This window comes from Cellulomonas sp. IC4_254 (assembly GCF_011603975.1).
In the GTDB taxonomy this organism is placed as follows: domain Bacteria; phylum Actinomycetota; class Actinomycetes; order Actinomycetales; family Cellulomonadaceae; genus Cellulomonas.
The window spans coordinates 1-15,641 of sequence record NZ_JAANNB010000079.1 but is presented as its reverse complement, the minus strand read 5'-3'; the positions used below and the strand labels follow the sequence as shown (position 1 = coordinate 15,641).

Annotated in this window: 17 protein-coding genes, 2 tRNA genes and 1 pseudogene; 7 read left to right on the top strand and 13 right to left on the bottom strand. The window is 76.6% G+C overall.

All coding sequences use genetic code 11. The features are described 5' to 3' along the window. Nucleotides 1-243 precede the first annotated feature (243 nt). The 4 genes and pseudogenes from G6556_RS09710 to G6556_RS09695 form a co-directional block, all read right to left on the bottom strand. Nucleotides 244-1,485, bottom strand: coding sequence for a benzoate/H(+) symporter BenE family transporter (locus G6556_RS09710; protein ID WP_166940769.1), 1,242 nt, complete (start codon nt 1,483-1,485; stop codon nt 244-246). Nucleotides 1,486-1,628: 143 nt separating this feature from the next. Beyond that, a pseudogene (locus tag G6556_RS09705) lies at nt 1,629-2,664 on the bottom strand (LLM class F420-dependent oxidoreductase). Nucleotides 2,665-2,788: 124 nt separating this feature from the next. Further along, complete coding sequence (locus G6556_RS09700) at nt 2,789-2,950, bottom strand: hypothetical protein (protein WP_166940767.1); 162 nt, start codon at nt 2,948-2,950, stop codon at nt 2,789-2,791. After that, on the bottom strand, nt 2,950-3,723 hold the full coding sequence (locus G6556_RS09695; protein WP_346774814.1) for a class E sortase: 774 nt from the start codon (nt 3,721-3,723) through the stop codon (nt 2,950-2,952). The genes G6556_RS09700 and G6556_RS09695 overlap by 1 nt, the downstream gene beginning before the upstream one ends. A gap of 262 nt (nt 3,724-3,985) precedes the next feature. Between G6556_RS09695 and G6556_RS09690 the strand changes: the two genes are divergently transcribed. Then, nucleotides 3,986-4,432 carry a methylglyoxal synthase gene (locus tag G6556_RS09690; protein WP_166940763.1) on the top strand — a complete coding sequence of 149 codons (447 nt, stop codon included), beginning with the start codon at nt 3,986-3,988 and terminating at the stop codon, nt 4,430-4,432. A 90-nt stretch (nt 4,433-4,522) separates the two neighbouring features. Here G6556_RS09690 and epsC read toward each other — a convergent pair whose 3' ends face one another. Both epsC and cysK read right to left on the bottom strand, forming a co-directional pair. Next, the gene (gene epsC, locus G6556_RS09685; RefSeq protein ID WP_166940761.1) at nt 4,523-5,236 is read right to left on the bottom strand and encodes a serine O-acetyltransferase EpsC; all 714 of its coding nucleotides are present in this window, start codon (nt 5,234-5,236) and stop codon (nt 4,523-4,525) included. A gap of 5 nt (nt 5,237-5,241) precedes the next feature. Next, nucleotides 5,242-6,177, bottom strand: a complete 936-nt coding sequence (gene cysK, locus G6556_RS09680; protein WP_166940759.1) for a cysteine synthase A — start codon at nt 6,175-6,177, stop codon at nt 5,242-5,244. Nucleotides 6,178-6,675: 498 nt separating this feature from the next. On the opposite strand from cysK, the gene G6556_RS09675 reads away from it, so the two are divergent. Further along, the gene (locus G6556_RS09675; protein ID WP_166940757.1) at nt 6,676-7,641 is read left to right on the top strand and encodes an alpha/beta hydrolase; all 966 of its coding nucleotides are present in this window, start codon (nt 6,676-6,678) and stop codon (nt 7,639-7,641) included. Here the strand turns inward: G6556_RS09675 and G6556_RS09670 are convergent. The 4 genes from G6556_RS09670 to G6556_RS09655 form a co-directional block, all read right to left on the bottom strand. Then, nucleotides 7,638-8,411: an SCO1664 family protein gene (locus tag G6556_RS09670; RefSeq protein WP_166940755.1), complete on the bottom strand. Its 774-nt coding sequence runs from the start codon at nt 8,409-8,411 to the stop codon at nt 7,638-7,640. The two genes, G6556_RS09675 and G6556_RS09670, sit on opposite strands and share 4 nt — an antisense overlap. Before the next feature lie 68 nt (nt 8,412-8,479). Then, nucleotides 8,480-8,878: a hypothetical protein gene (locus G6556_RS09665; protein WP_166940753.1), complete on the bottom strand. Its 399-nt coding sequence runs from the start codon at nt 8,876-8,878 to the stop codon at nt 8,480-8,482. Nucleotides 8,879-9,002: 124 nt separating this feature from the next. Continuing rightward, a complete protein-coding gene (locus tag G6556_RS09660) occupies nt 9,003-9,563 on the bottom strand; it encodes a DUF3090 domain-containing protein (RefSeq protein WP_166940751.1) in 561 nt (186 codons plus the stop codon). 9 nt (nt 9,564-9,572) lie between these two features. Further along, nucleotides 9,573-10,292 carry an MSMEG_4193 family putative phosphomutase gene (locus G6556_RS09655; protein ID WP_166940749.1) on the bottom strand — a complete coding sequence of 240 codons (720 nt, stop codon included), beginning with the start codon at nt 10,290-10,292 and terminating at the stop codon, nt 9,573-9,575. Nucleotides 10,293-10,365: 73 nt separating this feature from the next. On the opposite strand from G6556_RS09655, the gene G6556_RS09650 reads away from it, so the two are divergent. The 4 genes from G6556_RS09650 (at nt 10,366) to G6556_RS09635 (ending at nt 13,494) form a co-directional block, all read left to right on the top strand. Next, nucleotides 10,366-11,655 (top strand): TIGR03862 family flavoprotein, encoded by a 1,290-nt coding sequence (locus tag G6556_RS09650; RefSeq protein WP_346774813.1) that lies wholly within the window; start codon nt 10,366-10,368, stop codon nt 11,653-11,655. A gap of 132 nt (nt 11,656-11,787) precedes the next feature. Next, complete coding sequence (locus G6556_RS09645; protein ID WP_166940745.1) at nt 11,788-12,117, top strand: hypothetical protein; 330 nt, start codon at nt 11,788-11,790, stop codon at nt 12,115-12,117. Continuing rightward, the gene (locus G6556_RS09640; protein WP_166940743.1) at nt 12,107-12,337 is read left to right on the top strand and encodes a hypothetical protein; all 231 of its coding nucleotides are present in this window, start codon (nt 12,107-12,109) and stop codon (nt 12,335-12,337) included. Before G6556_RS09645 ends, G6556_RS09640 begins: the two co-directional genes overlap by 11 nt. Nucleotides 12,338-12,486: 149 nt before the next feature. Next, nucleotides 12,487-13,494 (top strand): EcsC family protein, encoded by a 1,008-nt coding sequence (locus G6556_RS09635; protein WP_166940741.1) that lies wholly within the window; start codon nt 12,487-12,489, stop codon nt 13,492-13,494. Nucleotides 13,495-13,512: 18 nt separating this feature from the next. On the opposite strand, the gene G6556_RS09630 is transcribed toward G6556_RS09635, so the two are convergent. After that, a tRNA-Gly gene (locus G6556_RS09630) sits at nt 13,513-13,586 on the bottom strand. Nucleotides 13,587-13,747: 161 nt separating this feature from the next. Between G6556_RS09630 and G6556_RS09625 the strand changes: the two genes are divergently transcribed. Continuing rightward, nucleotides 13,748-13,821 (top strand) — tRNA-Pro (locus G6556_RS09625). Between the two features lie 32 nt (nt 13,822-13,853). Here G6556_RS09625 and G6556_RS09620 read toward each other — a convergent pair. Both G6556_RS09620 and G6556_RS19155 read right to left on the bottom strand, forming a co-directional pair. Next, nucleotides 13,854-14,606 (bottom strand): ABC transporter permease, encoded by a 753-nt coding sequence (locus G6556_RS09620; protein ID WP_166940739.1) that lies wholly within the window; start codon nt 14,604-14,606, stop codon nt 13,854-13,856. A 134-nt stretch (nt 14,607-14,740) separates the two neighbouring features. Then, nucleotides 14,741-15,538: a hypothetical protein gene (locus tag G6556_RS19155; RefSeq protein WP_205693268.1), complete on the bottom strand. Its 798-nt coding sequence runs from the start codon at nt 15,536-15,538 to the stop codon at nt 14,741-14,743. Nucleotides 15,539-15,641 lie beyond the last annotated feature (103 nt).

Sequence of the window (15,641 nt, the reverse complement as noted above, 5' to 3'; positions counted from 1 at the left end):
CTGGGTCGCACGCGGGTGCATCGACCGGGCCACGGGCCGCCTCCTCACACTGTCTCGCCTGATGAGACATGCATGCTCACGTCTCGGGATCACCGCCGACAGTAGCGCCCCGCGTGCGGCCCGACAACCTCGTCCCGCCGCCCGCGGGACCGGGCCCGGCGCGCGCCGAGCGGGCAGCAGGCGTCCCCTCGGACTCTGCGGAAGGGACATCTGCTGCCCGCTCGGCGGCGGCGGGGCGTGGGGTCAGCGGCGGGTGGCGCGCAGGGTCAGGTGCACCGCGATGCCCGCGAGCAGGCCCCAGAACGCCGCCGAGACGCCGCCGACGCTCACGCCGGAGACCGTGACCAGGAACGTCACCGCCGCCGCCTCGCGGTGGCCGGTCGGCCCGAACGCGCCGCCGAGCGACGCCGCGAGCGTCCCCACCAGCGCCAGGCCCGCGGCGGCGGCGATCAGCCCGGCCGGGGCCGCCAGCGCGACCGCGGCCACCGCGGCGGACGCGACGGCCAGCACGACGTACCCGCAGCCCGCGACCACCGCGGCCCGCCACCGCCGCCGTGGGTCGGGCCCGCCCTCGGGCCCGGCAGCGAGCGCCGCGCTGATCGCCGCGAGGTTGATCGCGTGCCCGCCGAACGGCGCCGCGAGCACGGTCCCGGCGCCGGTCACCAGCATGACCCGGCGCAGGGGAGCGGCGTACCCGAACCCGGCCAGCACGGCGACGCCCGGGATGTTCTGCGAGGCCATCGTCACGACGAACAGCGGCACGGCCACCGAGACCACCGCCGACCAGGACGGCTCCGGCGTGGTCCAGGTCAGGGACGGCAGCAGGTCGGCCGGGTCGAGGGCGCGCACGCCGGGGGAGGCGACGGCGATCGCCACGGCCAGCCCGATCGCCGCCGGCGTGGCCCACCGCGGGGCCAGCCGCAGCAGCACCAGCCACACGACGACGACCGGCCCGACGAGCAGCGGCCGCTCCGCCACGGCGAGCACCGGCTGCAGGCACAGGTCGACCAGGACGCCGGCCAGCATCGCGTTCGCCAGCGGCACCGGGATCAGCCGCACCCAGCGCTCGAGCCGTCGCCACAGCCCGACCGCCGCGAGCAGCACCCCGCACAGCACGAATCCCGCGACCGCCTCCGGCCAGCCGCCCGCCGCCGTCCCGGTCGTCGCCAGCAGCGCCGCCCCCGGGGTCGACCAGGCGACCGTGATCGGCAGCCGGGTCCGCCAGGCGAGCAGGATCGTCGCCGCGCCCATCGCGAGCGTGACCGCGAGCAGCCCGGACGCCGCCTGCGCGGGGGTGGCGCCGACGGCGCGCAGACCGCCGAGCACCACGGCGAACGCGCTGGTGAACCCGACGAGCGCCGTGACGACCCCGGCGGCGAGGTGCGTGCCGCGATCCCGCGGCGCGGCGTCAGTCGCGTCGGCGGTCGCAGGCGCGGGCGGGGTCTCGGCCGCGGGCGCGGCCGGGGCGTCGTCGGGCGGGGTCACGCGCCGCACGGTAGCGCCGCGGTGTGTCCGCCGCGTTGCACCGTCCGCGCCCGAGGTCGTCGGTCCCGTCCACCCGAGGGGGTGCGGAACCGGCGACCTCGGGCGGGACGGACGACCTCGGCCGGGACCGAGGCGCCCCCCGGTCAGGCCAGCAGTCCGGCGATCCGCTCCAGCTGGTCGGGGGCGGCCTGGACCAGCAGCGTCGTCACCGCCGTGCCGCGCCACGCCGTCGCCTGCGCCCGCACGTCGTCGGGCGTGCCGACCAGCGCGACGTCCCGGACCAGCTCGGTCGGCACGGCGGCCGCGGCCCGGGCGCGGTCGCCCGCTAGGTAGTGCGCCTGGATCTCCGCGCACGCCTCCGCGTAGCCGAGCCGCGCCAGCGCGTTCGCGTGGAAGTTTGCGCCCTTCGCCCCCATCCCGCCGGCGTACAGCGCGACGAACGGCCGCACCGCGTCGGCGGCGGACTCCACGTCGGCGCCCAGCACGACGGGCACGGTGGCGGTGACCTCGAACTCCTCGACGGGGCGCGTCCCGGCGAGCCGGCGGTCGAAGCCCTCGGCGAGCAGGCCGCGGAACTCGTCGTCGAGCCGCGGCGCGTAGAACAGCGGGAGCCAGCCGTCGGCAATCTCCGCGGCCAGGGCGATGTTCTTCGGCCCCTCGGCCGCGAGGTGGATCGGCAGGTCGGCGCGCAGCGGGTGCACCGTCGAGCGCAGCGCCTTGCCGAGCCCCGAGCCCTCGTCCTCGGGCAGCGGCAGCCGGTAGAACGGCCCGCCGGCGCGCACGGGGCCCTCGCGGCGCAGCACGTCCCGCACGATCGCGACGAACTCCCGGGTCCGGGCCAGCGGGCGCGGGTACGGCTGGCCGTACCAGCCCTCGACGACCTGCGGCCCGGACACCCCGAGTCCGAGCGTGAACCGGCCGCCGGACAGGTGGTCCAGGGTCAGGGCGGCCATCGCGGTCGCGGTCGGGGTGCGGGCGGCGACCTGCGCGACGGCGGTGCCGAGCCGCACGCGCGACGTCCGGGCGCCCCACCAGGCGAGCGGGGTGAACGCGTCGGAGCCGTACGCCTCGGCCGTCCACACGGAGTCGAGCCCGAGCCGGTCCGCGGCGAGCACCGCGTCCGCCGCCCCGGGCGGGGGGACCCGCCGACCAGTAGCCGGTGTGGTAGCCGAGCCGCATGCCGCCTCCTCGTCGTCGCGCGCTCGCCGGTGAGCGCGCCGCGGCCCATGCTGCCGTGCGGGCCCGCCGGACGCGAGGAGGCCGCGCGGTCGGCGGCGCCGAGGCGTCGCGGCGTCGGTGCCGGTCAGCCCAGCGCCGGGTCCCCGGTGAGCCAGGTCAGGTGCGGCGCGACGGCGGGGAACCCCCAGCCGAACAGGCCGACGAGCACCGCGGCCAGCAGCACGAGCGCGAGCAGCAGGCGGACCGGCAGCGGTCCCGGCAGCCGGCGGAACAACCACGCGTACATCAGGCGCCTCCCAGCGCGAGGACCGGCTCCGGCGTGCCCTCGGCCCGGTCCAGCCAGCCGACGAAGGTGGCGTAGGTGATCCACCGCTGGTCGTTGCCGTACTCGCCGAGGGTGCGGGAGTGGCAGGTGGTGAGGGTGAGCAGCCGCTCGGCCGGGGCGACACCGGGCTGCTTCGGCACGGGCGCGAGCACCGACGACTCCGACGGGTCGACGACCTCGTGCGCGGTGACCTCGTAGACGTACCAGGTGCTGGCGGTCTCGATCACGACCGGGTCGCCGGGGACGAGCCGGTCGACGTAGCGGAACGAGTCGCCGAAGGTCCGGCGGTGCCCGGCGAGCGCCACGTTGCCCACCTCGCCGACCCGCTGCGTCTCGGGGTACCGGCCGGCGAGGGCGCGGTCGAGGAGGTCCGGCGTGGTGCCCTCGACGACCGGCATCGCGTTCCGGGTGAGCCCGTCCCAGCGCGGGACGGTGAGCACGCCGACGACCTCGCCGTGCCCGACCGGCTCGGGGACCGGCGGGTCGTCGGTGCGCAGCGCGGCCGTCGTGGCGGCGGCGGGGGGCAGGGCGGCGCGCACCTCGGCGAGCACGGCGTCCGCGTCCTGCCGCGCGACGACGGTCGTCCACCACAGCTGCCAGACCAGGAGCAGCGCGAGCAGCACGCCGAGGGTGATCATCAGCTCGCCGAGGACGCCGACCGCCGACACGGGCGCCGGCGCGCGGCGGGCGTGGCCCGGGGCGGGCGCGGGTGCGGGTGCGGGCGGCTGCGTCACGCGGTCGACGCTAGGTGCCCGGTGCAGCACCCAGCCGGCGACTAGGTGGTGCGGGCGGGGGCGCTGAGTGGGCGCCGGCGGATCCGAGGGGTCCGCTCCGGGTGACGCGCCCAGCCGGTGCGCCTCGCCCCGCAGTTGGGCGCCGGCCCCGACGTCGCGGCGCCGCACCGGCCCGACATCCGCGGGCCTAGGGTGTGCCCCGGGCGCTCCGCCGTCGTCGCTGCCCGCCCACCGATGCACCGCTCCACGGAAGGACCCGCCCATGCCCGGCGCCGCCCACCACATCGCCCTCGTCGCGCACGACAACAAGAAGGTCGAGCTGCTCCGCTGGGCGGAGTTCAACCGCGGCACGCTGTCGCGGCACCACCTCTACGCCACCGGCACGACCGGCACCATGCTCGAGTTCGAGCTCGGCCTCCCGGTGACCCGGCTGCTGTCCGGCCCGGTCGGCGGCGACCAGCAGATCGGCGCCAAGATCGCCGAGGGCACGATCGACATGCTGATCTTCTTCTGGGACCCGCTGGAGCCGCAGCCGCACGACCCCGACGTCAAGGCGCTGCTCCGGATCGCCGCGGTGTGGAACGTCCCGATGGCGGCGAACGTCGCGACCGCGGACATGCTCATCTCGTCGCCGATGCTGAGCGAGGAGTGGACCAGCCGCCCGGAGATCACGCCGCGCGCCTGGGACGGCGGGTCGCCGGTCGCCTGACCGCCCGGCGAGTTCGCCGGTTCCGCCCGACACGCCGCGGCGACACGCCGCCGCCCGGTGCGGAATCGGCGAACTCGGCCGCCGCCGCCGTCAGATGTAGATCGCCGGGTCGTCGACCTCCGGCTCCGGCGGGGCCGAGCTCGGCCTCTGCCGGATCTGCGCCGGCACGCCCACCGCGACCGCGCCCGCGGGCACGTCCTTGAGGACCACCGCGTTGGCGCCGATCTGCGCGCCGTCGCCGATCCACACCGGCCCGAGCACCTTGGCACCCGCGCCGACCACGACGTCGTTCCCGACCGTGGGGTGCCGCTTGCCGCGCTTCATCGTCTTGCCGCCGAGCGTGGCGCCGTGGAACAGCACGACGTCGTCGCCCACCACGGCGGTCTCGCCGACGACGACGCCCATCCCGTGGTCGATGAACAGCCGCCGGCCGATGGTCGCCCCGGGGTGGATCTCCACGCCGGTGACGGCCCGGGACACCTGGGACAGCAGCCGGGCCGGCAGCCGCAGCGCCGGCTCCCGCCACATCCGGTGCGCCACCCGGTGCACCCACACCGCGTGCAGCCCGGGGTACGCCAGGGCGACCTCGACCCGCGACCGCGCGGCGGGGTCCCGGCGCTGCGCGGCCTCCAGGTCCTCGCGCAGGGTGCGGGCGAACCGGCGCAGGCTGCGCCAGTGCTCGCCGGCGCCGGTGGGCCCGGTCGCCGCGCGGGGGTCGGAGGACGCGCGCGCCGGGGTCGGCACGCCGCGGCCACCGGGCCGTGAGGTGCCGCCCGTCAGCGGCGGTCGCGTGGTCGAGGTCATGGTGATCAGTCCAGGAGGTCGGCGTACAGGACGGAGGAGAGGTAGCGCTCGCCGAACGACGGGATGATCACGACGATCAGCTTCCCGGCGTTCTCGGGGCGCCTGCCGAGCTCGATCGCGGCGTGCAGGGCGGCGCCGGAGGAGATGCCCACGAGCAGGCCCTCCTCCTTCGCGGCCCGGCGCGCGACGGCGACGGCGGTGTCGGCGTCCACGTCGATGACCTCGTCGTAGATGCCGGTGTCGAGGATCTCGGGGACGAAGTTGGCCCCGATGCCCTGGATCTTGTGCGGGCCGGGCTGGCCGCCGTTGAGGATCGGCGACTCGGCCGGCTCCACGCCGACGACCTGCACCCCGGGCTTGCGCTCCTTGAGCACCTGCCCGACGCCCGTGATGGTGCCGCCGGTGCCGATGCCGGCGACCAGGATGTCGACGCCGCCGTCGGTGTCCGCCCAGATCTCCTCGGCGGTGGTGCGGCGGTGGATCTCCGGGTTGGCCTCGTTGGCGAACTGACGGGCCAGGATCGCGCCCGGGCGCTCGGCGACGACCTCGTTCGCGCGGTTGACCGCGCCCTTCATGCCCTCGGACGCCGGGGTGAGGATGAGCTCGGCGCCGTACGCGCGCAGCAGCGCGCGCCGCTCCTTGGACATGGACTCCGGCATGGTCAGCACGACGTCGTAGCCGCGGGCCGCACCCACGAACGCGAGCGCGATGCCCGTGTTGCCCGACGTCGCCTCGACGATGGTGCCGCCCGGCTTCAGCTCGCCCGACCGCTCCGCCGCGTCGACGATCGCGACGCCGATCCGGTCCTTCACCGAGCTGGCGGGGTTGTAGAACTCGAGCTTGCCGACGACCGTGGCGCCGATGCCCTCGGTCAGCTTGTTGATCCGCACCAGCGGGGTGTTCCCGATGAGCTTCGTCGCGTCGTCGTAGATCCGTGCCATGTCAGTCCGTCCTTGGGGGTGTCGGCGGTGCAGGGTGCACGGCGCGGGCGCGCGCCCGGCCGTGGGTCGAGGGCGAGCGCTGGCCCGGAGCGGGCCCGGGTCGGGCTGCCGCCGGGGTGCGGCGGTGCGGCCAGCGCTCTACGGACAGCGACAGCGGGCCGCTGCGGGCACACCGGGCACGACGGACGCGGCGTGCGGGCGCACGAGGACGGGGCGCGGCGAGGGGCCCGCGGTGCTCGGCGCGAGGCGCATGCCCGGTCCCCTCTCCCTGGTGGTCGGCTCCCGACACGGCCGACAGTAGCGCCAACGCGCGCGGCCCCACAAAGATGCCCGGGCGCCCCGATCGGGTGGTCCGCGGACCCCGGCGCGGGCCCGGTCGACGGCCGGCTTCCACGTCTCCACCGTGCGGCACCGTGCGGGGCGGCGCCACCGGGAGCAGGGCCGACGCGGCGGCGCGCCCGGCGTCCGGCGGCGAGCCCGGGTGGCAGGATCGCCGCCATGCGGGTGGACGACGAGGCTCCGGACGTGCTCGGCGACGGCTGGGTGCAGCGGACGCTGCACCTGCGCCTGGACGCCCAGGGCGACGCCGTGGCGACCCTGGTGCACCGCCGCGACGCGGGAGGCACCGGGTCACGGCCCGCCGTGCTCTACGTGCACGGGTTCGTCGACTACTTCTTCCAGACGCACGTCGCCGACGCGCTCGCGGACCGCGGGTACGACCTGTACGCCCTGGACCTGCGCGACTACGGCCGGTCGATCCGCGCGGGGCGCGAGCCGAACGACACCCGCTCCCTGGCGACCTACGCCGAGGAGATCGACGCCGCGGTGCACCTGGTCCGCGAGCGGCACGACCGCGTGGTGCTGCTCGGCCACTCCACCGGCGGCCTGATCGCGGCGCTGTGGGCGCACCATCGACGCGGCCGCGGCCTGGTCGACGCCGTCGTGCTCAACTCGCCGTGGCTGGACGTGCGCGGCTCGTTCGTCGAGCGCAGGCTCCTCGCGCCGGCGGTCGACCACGTCGTCGGGCGGGTCGCCCCGCGCCTGGTGGTGTCGCACGTCGGCGAGCACTACGGCCGCGCGCTGCACGCCGACGGCGGCGGCGAGTGGTCGTACGACCTGGCCTGGAAGCCGCACGCGGGCTTCCCGGCGCGGGCGGGGTTCGTCCGCGCGATCCGGCGCGGGCAGGCCGAGGTCGCGCGCGGGCTGGACATCGACGTGCCGGTGCTGGTGCTGGCCTCCGACGCGTCCGGTCCGGACGACCGCTGGCACGACGGGCTGCTCACCACGGACTCGGTGCTCGACCCCGCGGACATGCGGCGGCTCGCGCCGCGGCTCGGGCGGGACGTCACGTTCGAGGAGATCGCCGGCGGGGCGCACGACCTGGCGCTGTCGCCGCTGCCCGCCCGGACCCGGTACCTGGACGAGGTCGTCGGCTGGCTGGACGTGACCCTGGCCAGGGCCTAGAACAGCGGCCAGGGCACCGCGGGCATCTCGCCCTCGGGCCCGGGGAACCGCGGCTCGCGGAGCAGCCGGGCGCACCGGGCGGCGAGCGCGTCGACCTCGGCCGGCGCCAGCAGCGTCGCGAGCAGCCGGCCCAGGTCGCCGTCGAGGCCGTCCCGCACCCGCTCGACACCGGCGACCTCGTCGGCCGTCAGGTCCTCGCCGAGCCACCCCCAGAGCACCGTGCGCAGCCGGGGCTCGACGTGGAACGTCACCCCGTGGTCGACGCCGAGCCGCCGGCCGTCCGGCATCGGCAGCACGTGCCCGCCCTTGCGGTCGGCGTTGTTGAGCAGCACGTCGAGCACCGCCATCCGGCGCAGCGCGGGGGAGTCCTCGTGCACGAGCGTGACGGGCTCTCCCCGCTCGTCACCGCCCTCGAGCACGGTGCGGGCGCCCGCCGGCACGTCCGCCGAGGGCACGACGTCCACCGGCTCCTGGTCGCCGTCGGGCTCCTGCCAGAGCTGGACCATGCCGGGTCCGAGCGGGCCGTCGCGCAGCCACGTGCGCGGGACGACGCCCCAGCCGGTCGCCTCCGACACCAGGTACGCCGCGACCTCGCGGTGCGCGAGCGTGCCGTCGGGGAAGTCCCACAGCGGCTTCTCGCCCGCCACCGGCTTGTAGACCACGCGGGTGCCGTCGACCTCCGCGAGGAAGGTGGCGTTGGACGCGACCGTGATCCGGCCGACGACCTCGAGCGGGCTCCCGTCGAGGTCGGGGGTCGGCACGGCTGGCATGCGCCCATGCTAGGAGCCGCCGGGGACGCCGCCCGCGCGCGGCGGGCCGGCGCCCCCGGCGCCCTCGGTCAGATCTGCTCGGTGATCTCGCGGCCGTGGGCCGTGAGCGCCCAGATCACGAACACGTCGAGCGCGATCACGACCAGCGCCCACACCGGGTAGTACGGCAGCCACGCGAAGGAGGCGAGGCCGCTGAGGACGGCCATGATCACGCCGATCGTCCGCGCCCACACCGCGCCGCTGAACACGAAGAACCCGGCGAGGGCGACGACCGCCCCCAGGATCAGGTGCACCCACCCCCACGAGGTGACGTCGAGCTGGAGGACCCACTCCTCCCCGGCGACGTAGAAGGTGTCGTTGACCAGGGCGACGATGCCCTGGAAGACGTGCATGACGCCGATCATGATCATGATCGTGCCGGCGAAGACGGTCATGCCCACCGCCAGGCCGCTGCGACGCTCGCTCATCCGGGTTCCCCTCTCGCTCCGGGCTGCCCGGGCCCGGCGGACCCGCAGCCGGGACCGACGCTAGGGAGGGGTGCCCCGCGCCGGCATCACCCGGTCCGAGTGGCCTGCACCGCGAGCCGGCCGGTCAGCGGGACCGGGGCGCGCCGCAGACGTGGCCGTCGGGGTCCATCGGCTCCCCGCAGCGCGGGCACGCGGGCCGGCCCTGGGCGACGACCCGGCGGGCGCGCTCGGCGAACGCCCGCGCCGAGCCGACGGGCAGGCGCAGCACCATCGCCTCCTCGGGCTCGGGGTCCTCCGCGGCGAGGCGCTCGGCCTCCTCCTCGGAGTCGACCAGGACGAGCGGGAACGCCTCGACGACGACCTGCCCCGTCGCCCGGTCGAAGTGCAGCCGCATCTGGCCGAGGCGGAAGTCCTCCTCGACCGGCTGCTCGACGGGGTCGGCGTCCACGAGCTCCGCGAACGCCTCCGCGGGCACGCTGTACGGGTTGCCGTCGGTGGTCATGAGCTGGTCGAGCAGCTCGTCGATCTTCTCGGCGAGGGTCGACGCCCACTCCTTCTCCATCGCGACGCTGGTGAGCCGGCGGCCGGTGCGCGCCTGGAGGTAGAAGGTGCGGGCCCCGGGCCGGCCGACGGTGCCGATGACCGCGCGGTCGGGCCAGTCGTGCAGGTGGAGGAGGGTCGCCATGACCCCATGCTAGGAGCGCGGGCCGACACCGTCGCGTGCGGCCTCGGCCGCGCCCGCGCCGCCGCCGACCGCCGCGTCGCCCGCCGGTGCGGCCGCGCGCAGCCACGACAGGTCGCCCGCGTCGGTGTTCGTGGCGACGACCTCCGGGCGCGCCGGGCCGTACCGGACCACCGACACCGACGCCGGCCCGGCGTGCAGCCGCTGGAACAGGTTCAGGTGCATCCCGAGCGCGTCCGCGAGCAGCGACTTCACCAGGTCGCCGTGCGTGACGGCCGCCCACACCGCGCCGGGCCCGTGCTCCGCCTCGACCGCGGCGTCCTGCTCCCGGACCGCGGCGACCGCCCGGGCCTGCATCGCGGCGAGCGACTCGCCGCCCGGGAACACCGCCGCGGACGGCTGGCCCTGGACGGTCCGCCACAGCGGCTCCTCGGCGAGCTCGCGCAGCGGCCGGCCCTGCCAGGCGCCGTAGTCGCACTCGGTCAGCCGGTCCTCGACCCGGAGCACCGGCGCGTGCGGCTGCCGGGCCAGCAGCGCGTCGGCCGTCTCGCGGCACCGCTCCAGCGGGCTGGTGACGACCGCGACGAGCGGCACGGCGGCGATCCGCTCGCCGGTGCGGGCGGCCTGCTCGTGCCCGACGGCGTCCAGCAGGACCCCCGGGGTGCGGCCGGCGAGCACCCCGGACGCGTTGGCGGTGGTGCGGCCGTGACGGACGAGCAGGACGGTGGCCATGCCGTGCAGCGTAAGCAGGTCCGGGGCGCTGCCGCCGCGCGGGCCGGGCGCGCGCGTGGGCTACGGTCGGCCGGTGCGAACGGCGGGAGTGGTCGGCGGCGGCCCGGCGGGGCTGATCGCCGCGGAGGTGCTGGCCGGCGCCGGCGTGGCGGTGACCGTCTACGACCGGATGCCGTCCCCGACGCGCAAGTTCCTGCTCGCCGGCCACGGCGGCCTGAACATCACGCACTCCGAGGGCCGCGACCGGATGCTCCCGCGCTACGGCGACGCCGCCGGCCGGCTCGCCCCGATGATCGACGCGTTCACCGCCGACGACCTGCGCGCCTGGTGCGCCGGGCTCGGCGAGGAGACCTTCGTCGGCACCAGCGGCCGGGTGTTCCCGCGGTCGTTCCGGGCGACCCCGCTGGTGCGGGCGTGGCTCGCGCGGCTGGACGCGCTCGGCGTGCGGGTGGAGCGGCGGCAGCGGTGGGACGGCTGGGCCGAGGACGGCGCCGGGCTGCGGCTGGTCGGCGTCGGCGGGGGCGTCGACGGCGAGCGGCGGACCGTGCACCACGACGTCGTGCTGTTCGCGCTCGGCGGGGCCTCCTGGCCGCGGCTGGGCTCCGACGGGTCGTGGGTGCCGGAGTTCGCGGCGCGCGGCGTGGCGGTCGCGCCGATCCGGGCGGCGAACGTGGGCGTGCGGGTCGGCTGGACCCCGCCGTTCGCCGACCGGTTCCAGGGCGTGCCGCTCAAGCACGTCGCGCTCACCGTCCGCGGCCAGGACCGGCCAGCGGTGCGCGGCGACGCGATGGTCACCCGCACCGGCCTGGAGGGCGGGCCGCTGTACGCGGTCGGGGCGGCGGTCCGCGCGGCGCTGGACGCCGGCGGCTGCGTCCTGGAGGTCGACCTGCGACCGGACACCCCGGCCGAGCGGCTGGCCGAGCGGCTGGCGCGGCGGCGCCCCAAGGACTCCCGGGCGACGTGGCTGCAGCGGTCCCTGGGGCTCGACCCGGTGGCGGTCGGGCTGCTGCGCGAGGCGACCGGCAACGCCGTGCCCGACGACCCGGCCGCCGTCGCGGCGCTGGTCAAGGCCCTGCCGGTCGAGGTGCCGGCGACCATGCCCCTCGACCGGGCGATCTCCAGCGCCGGCGGCATCCGGTGGTCCGAGGTGGACGAGCGGCTGATGCTGCGGGCGCTGCCGGGGACGTTCGTGGCGGGGGAGATGCTCGACTGGGAGGCGCCGACCGGGGGGTACCTGCTGCAGGCGTCGTTCAGCACCGGGGTCGCGGCGGCGCGGGGGATGCTGGGGTGGCTCGACGCGCGTGAGCGGTCGGCGCCGACCGAGGCTGTGGACGACGGTCGGACGCCCCTCGGGCGGCCCTAGGGTCGACGGCACGGGCCGCCGGGCGGCGGCCACGACCTCGAGGAGGAGCCAATGGGTGCGCGAGACGCCGCGGACGGGCTCTGGAGCGAGTCGTGGTGGGCGGTCTTCCTCACCTCGCCCGCGGTGGCCGGCGTGGCCGCGCTCGTCGCGGCGGCCATCAGCCTGGTGGTGTCGGCCAGGCGCATCCGGGCAGACCGCGAGCTGGCTGCGCAGCAGCATGAGGAGGCACGGCGCGCCTCGACCCGGCTGCGCGCCGAGGCGCTCGCGGACGGCCGTGCGGAGCGCTGGTGGGGCATGTACCAGTGGACCCTGGCGCGGATGGACGCCGTCGGGCCGCACCGGGCCGCACGCCTCCTGCGCACCCTCGAAAGTCAGGCTCCCGGTCCCGCCGAGCGCGCCCTAGTGTGGGCCGCGAACGACCTGCTCACCGTGCCTGCGGAAGGTGGCGACGATGACGCGTGACGACGCGGGCCCGTTCCGGCTGGACGACCTCGGCCCGGACCTGGTCCTGGTGGACCGCACGACCGGACGGGAGATCCCGGTGGAGCTGCGACGGCGGCGCCGCCGCACGCTCGACGCGGAGACGCTGGCATCGATCCGGGCGAGCGACGCCCGGCTCGAGGCCCTGTTCGCCGCGGAGGACGCGGCCGCTGCGGCGGCGGAGGCGGGCGGTCGCGGCTGACGAACAGCGGGCTCGGCCCGCGGTGCAGCTGCCGGTGAATCGTCAAGGTCACCCCCGTCGACGCCGATGAATGACGCGAGGCACGTCGACGCCGGCGCAGCGCTTCGACGATGTGATCCACGGCAGGAGGATCCATGGCAGACCCGCGGATGAGCGACTACGAGCGTCGCGCGTACAAGCGACTCACAGAGCCGCCGGTCGGCGCCCGGAGCTTCGTCCCGGAGCCGGTACGCGAGGCTGCCGCGAAGGTCGGGAAGTCGGTGCGGCGTGGCGCGCAGCAGGTGCCGGGCCATCTGGCCGTCGAGGAGGCCTACGCGAAGGCCGCCAAAGGGCTCATCGATGTCACCGCCGGGAGCGGTGTGCATTCCGTCAGTCTTCGAGGAGCCATCCAGCGCCACCAGAAGAACGGGCGCAAGGTCACGCGCGCCGAGGACTTCCTGGCCCTCGATCTGCGAGAGTGCGATGAGGCGCTGCCGAACCGCAAGCGGGCCCACGAGGTCGTCGCGCTCGCCGAGGGAGCCGCAGCGTCGCTCGCCATCACCGGGACAGTCGTCTCGACCACTGTCACCGGCGGTGCCACGGCGGCGGTCGTGCTGGGTGCCGTAGCGGTCGATTCCGTCGTCGTGATGGCCGGGCTCGGCAGGATCGTCGGAGAGGTCGCGGTGTCCTACGGGTTCGACCCGAACCTCCCGGAGGAGGAGATCTTCGCGCTCCAGGTGATGAGCCTCGGCATGGCGGTGAGCGGTGGCGCCAAGACGACCGCGCTGGCGAGCCTGTCCCGGCTGACGCAGGACATGATGCGCCGAGCGACGTGGACACAGCTGAATCAGCACGTGCTGGTCGGCGTGATCAATCGCGCCTTCGCTTCGATGGGCGTGCGGTTGACTCAGAAGAAGCTTGCTCAGGTCGTCCCGGTGGCCGGAGTGCTCGTCTCCAGCGGCGTCAATGTCCAGCTCGTTCGACAGGTGCACAGGGCAGCGGAGCAGGCATATCGTCTGCGCTTCCTGACGGTGAAGTACGGCCTGGACGACCCGGGAACGGCCGTCACCACGTGGAGCGGTCCGGATGCGAAACCGGAAGAGGACGTCGTGCGCATGGACGAACTGCTGAAGGCCGCACAGGGGGAGGTCGAGTCCGAGCTCAACGCGGACCTGTGAGGCGGGGCGGGCGAACCGTGGAGCGGATGACGGGAATCGAACCCGCGTAATCAGTTTGGAAGACTGAGGCTCTACCATTGAGCTACATCCGCGCGGGCCCGCCAGGACGGGCCGCCGGACCAGGGTACCGGCTCGCCGGGCCACCCCCGCGCCACGCGGCGGCCCCGCCAGGGCAGGCGCCGCCACGCACCGCGGTCGTCCCGCGCCACGACGCGCGGAGGGGTGCGCGGCGCGCCACTAGACTCCGGCGCGACGGGATGTGGCGCAGGTTGGTAGCGCGTCCGCTTTGGGAGCGGAAGGTCGTGGGTTCGAATCCCGCCATCCCGACTCCGTCCGGACCCCGCCGCGCGCGAGCGGGGTCAGACCACCGCCGCCGGCCGCGACGCGCCCAGCCGTCCGGCCAGCAGCGTCGACGTCAGCACGCCCGACACGGCCTGCGCCGCGAGCAGGCCCACCAGCACGAGCACCTGCACCTGCGCCGCCTCGGCCGGGCTCGCCCCGCCGAGCAGCAGCCCGACGAACGCCCCCGGCAGCGTCACCAGCCCCGCGCTGCGCGTCTGGTCGATCCCCGGGACGAGCGCACGCGACACCGCCCGCCGGGCGTGCCCGGTGACCGCCTGCCGCCCGGTGGCGCCGAGCGCGAGCCAGCCCTCGACGACGTCCCACTCGGTGCGCAGGTCGTCCCGCAGCCGCAGCCCGGTCACGGACGCGGCGGCCATGGCGCCGCCGATCATCTGGGCGCCGAACGGCACGAGGGTCGGCGCGCCGACCACGAGCGCACCGCTGGCGACGACCGGGACGACGGCGGTGCCGGCGCCCGCCAGCACGGCGAGTCCGAGCGCGCCCAGGGTGCGCGGGCCCAGGCCGATGCGGCGCGTGGCCGTCCACGCCGCGACCGACATCATGACCGCCAGGTACAGGCCGGCCGCCGCGGGGTGCCGGAACACCCACGCGATGACGACCGCGACGGCCACGAGCTGGAGGGCCCCGCGCACGACCGCGACGACCGTCTCCCGGCGGACCGGGACGCGCGCCGCGGACGTCACCGCGAGGAACACCGCCAGCAGCGCCGCCAGCGCGAGCGCGGTGCGCAGGGCCGAGCCGCCGGTCACCGGGCGCGGCGGGTCGGGGCGGTGGGCACGGTCGGACGGTACCGCCGTTGGCGGACGGGCCGGCGTGCGACCCGCGCCGGCCCACGCCCGCGCGCTCGGTGCGATGGCACCGGGCGCGCGGGCCGCGGTGCGGCCTAGTGCTGCGCGGGCCGCTGCCGCGACGCCCAGCCGCGGACGGCGGCGCCGACGGCGAGCAGCGTGCCCGCGGCGAGGGCGAGCGGCGCGGGCCGTGCCCCGGTGGTCGCGAGGGCGCCGGCCGCCGGTGCGGCGAGCGCGGCGGACGTCGTCGGGTCGCCGGCGGCCTCGGACGCGGTGCGGGGCGCGGCGTGGACGCTCGCCGAGCCGCCCTGCGGGGTGCTGGCTCCGCTGCCCGGACCGCCCGGCTCCAGGGTGTCGCCGGGCTCGACCGGTGCCGGCTCGGGTGACGGCCCGGGCGCGGGCGACGGCTCCGGCTCCGGCTCGGGCGACGGCTCCGGCTCCGGCTCGGGCGACGGCTCCGGCTCCGGCTCCGGCTCCGGCGCCGGCGTGGACCCGCACAGCACCGACCCCTCCCAGTGCACGTTCGTCCCGTGCACCTGCACCCAGGTGATCTCCCAGGCGCCGGCGCCGGTGAGGTCGGCGCCGCGGAACTCCGACCACGGCACGACGACGGTCGCCCCCGCGTGGCCGCCGGGGTAGGCGGCGCGGTAGGCGTCGCCCTCCAGCTTGTACTGCAGCGTCCCGAGGGACGTGCGGACGGTGATCTCGAGGACGCCGGTCTGGCTCTCCGGCAGGTCCTCGGGGAACGTGACGGTGATGCCGTCGCACGTGGGGGCCGGGTAGGTCCAGTTCCAGTCGAACGCGGGGCTGGGCGCGGTCTCGACGTGGTCGGGCGTGCCGGCGGTGAGCGCGAGCAGCGCGGCGAGGGCGGCGGCGGTGGGCGTGGCAGGCATGGGTGTCTTCTCCTCCGAGGGTGTGCGGGGGCGCGCCTGGGCGCGCGGCCGCTCCGTGGCGTGCGGCGGCGCGCGCGACCGGCTCGATGGAGTCGCGCGGGCG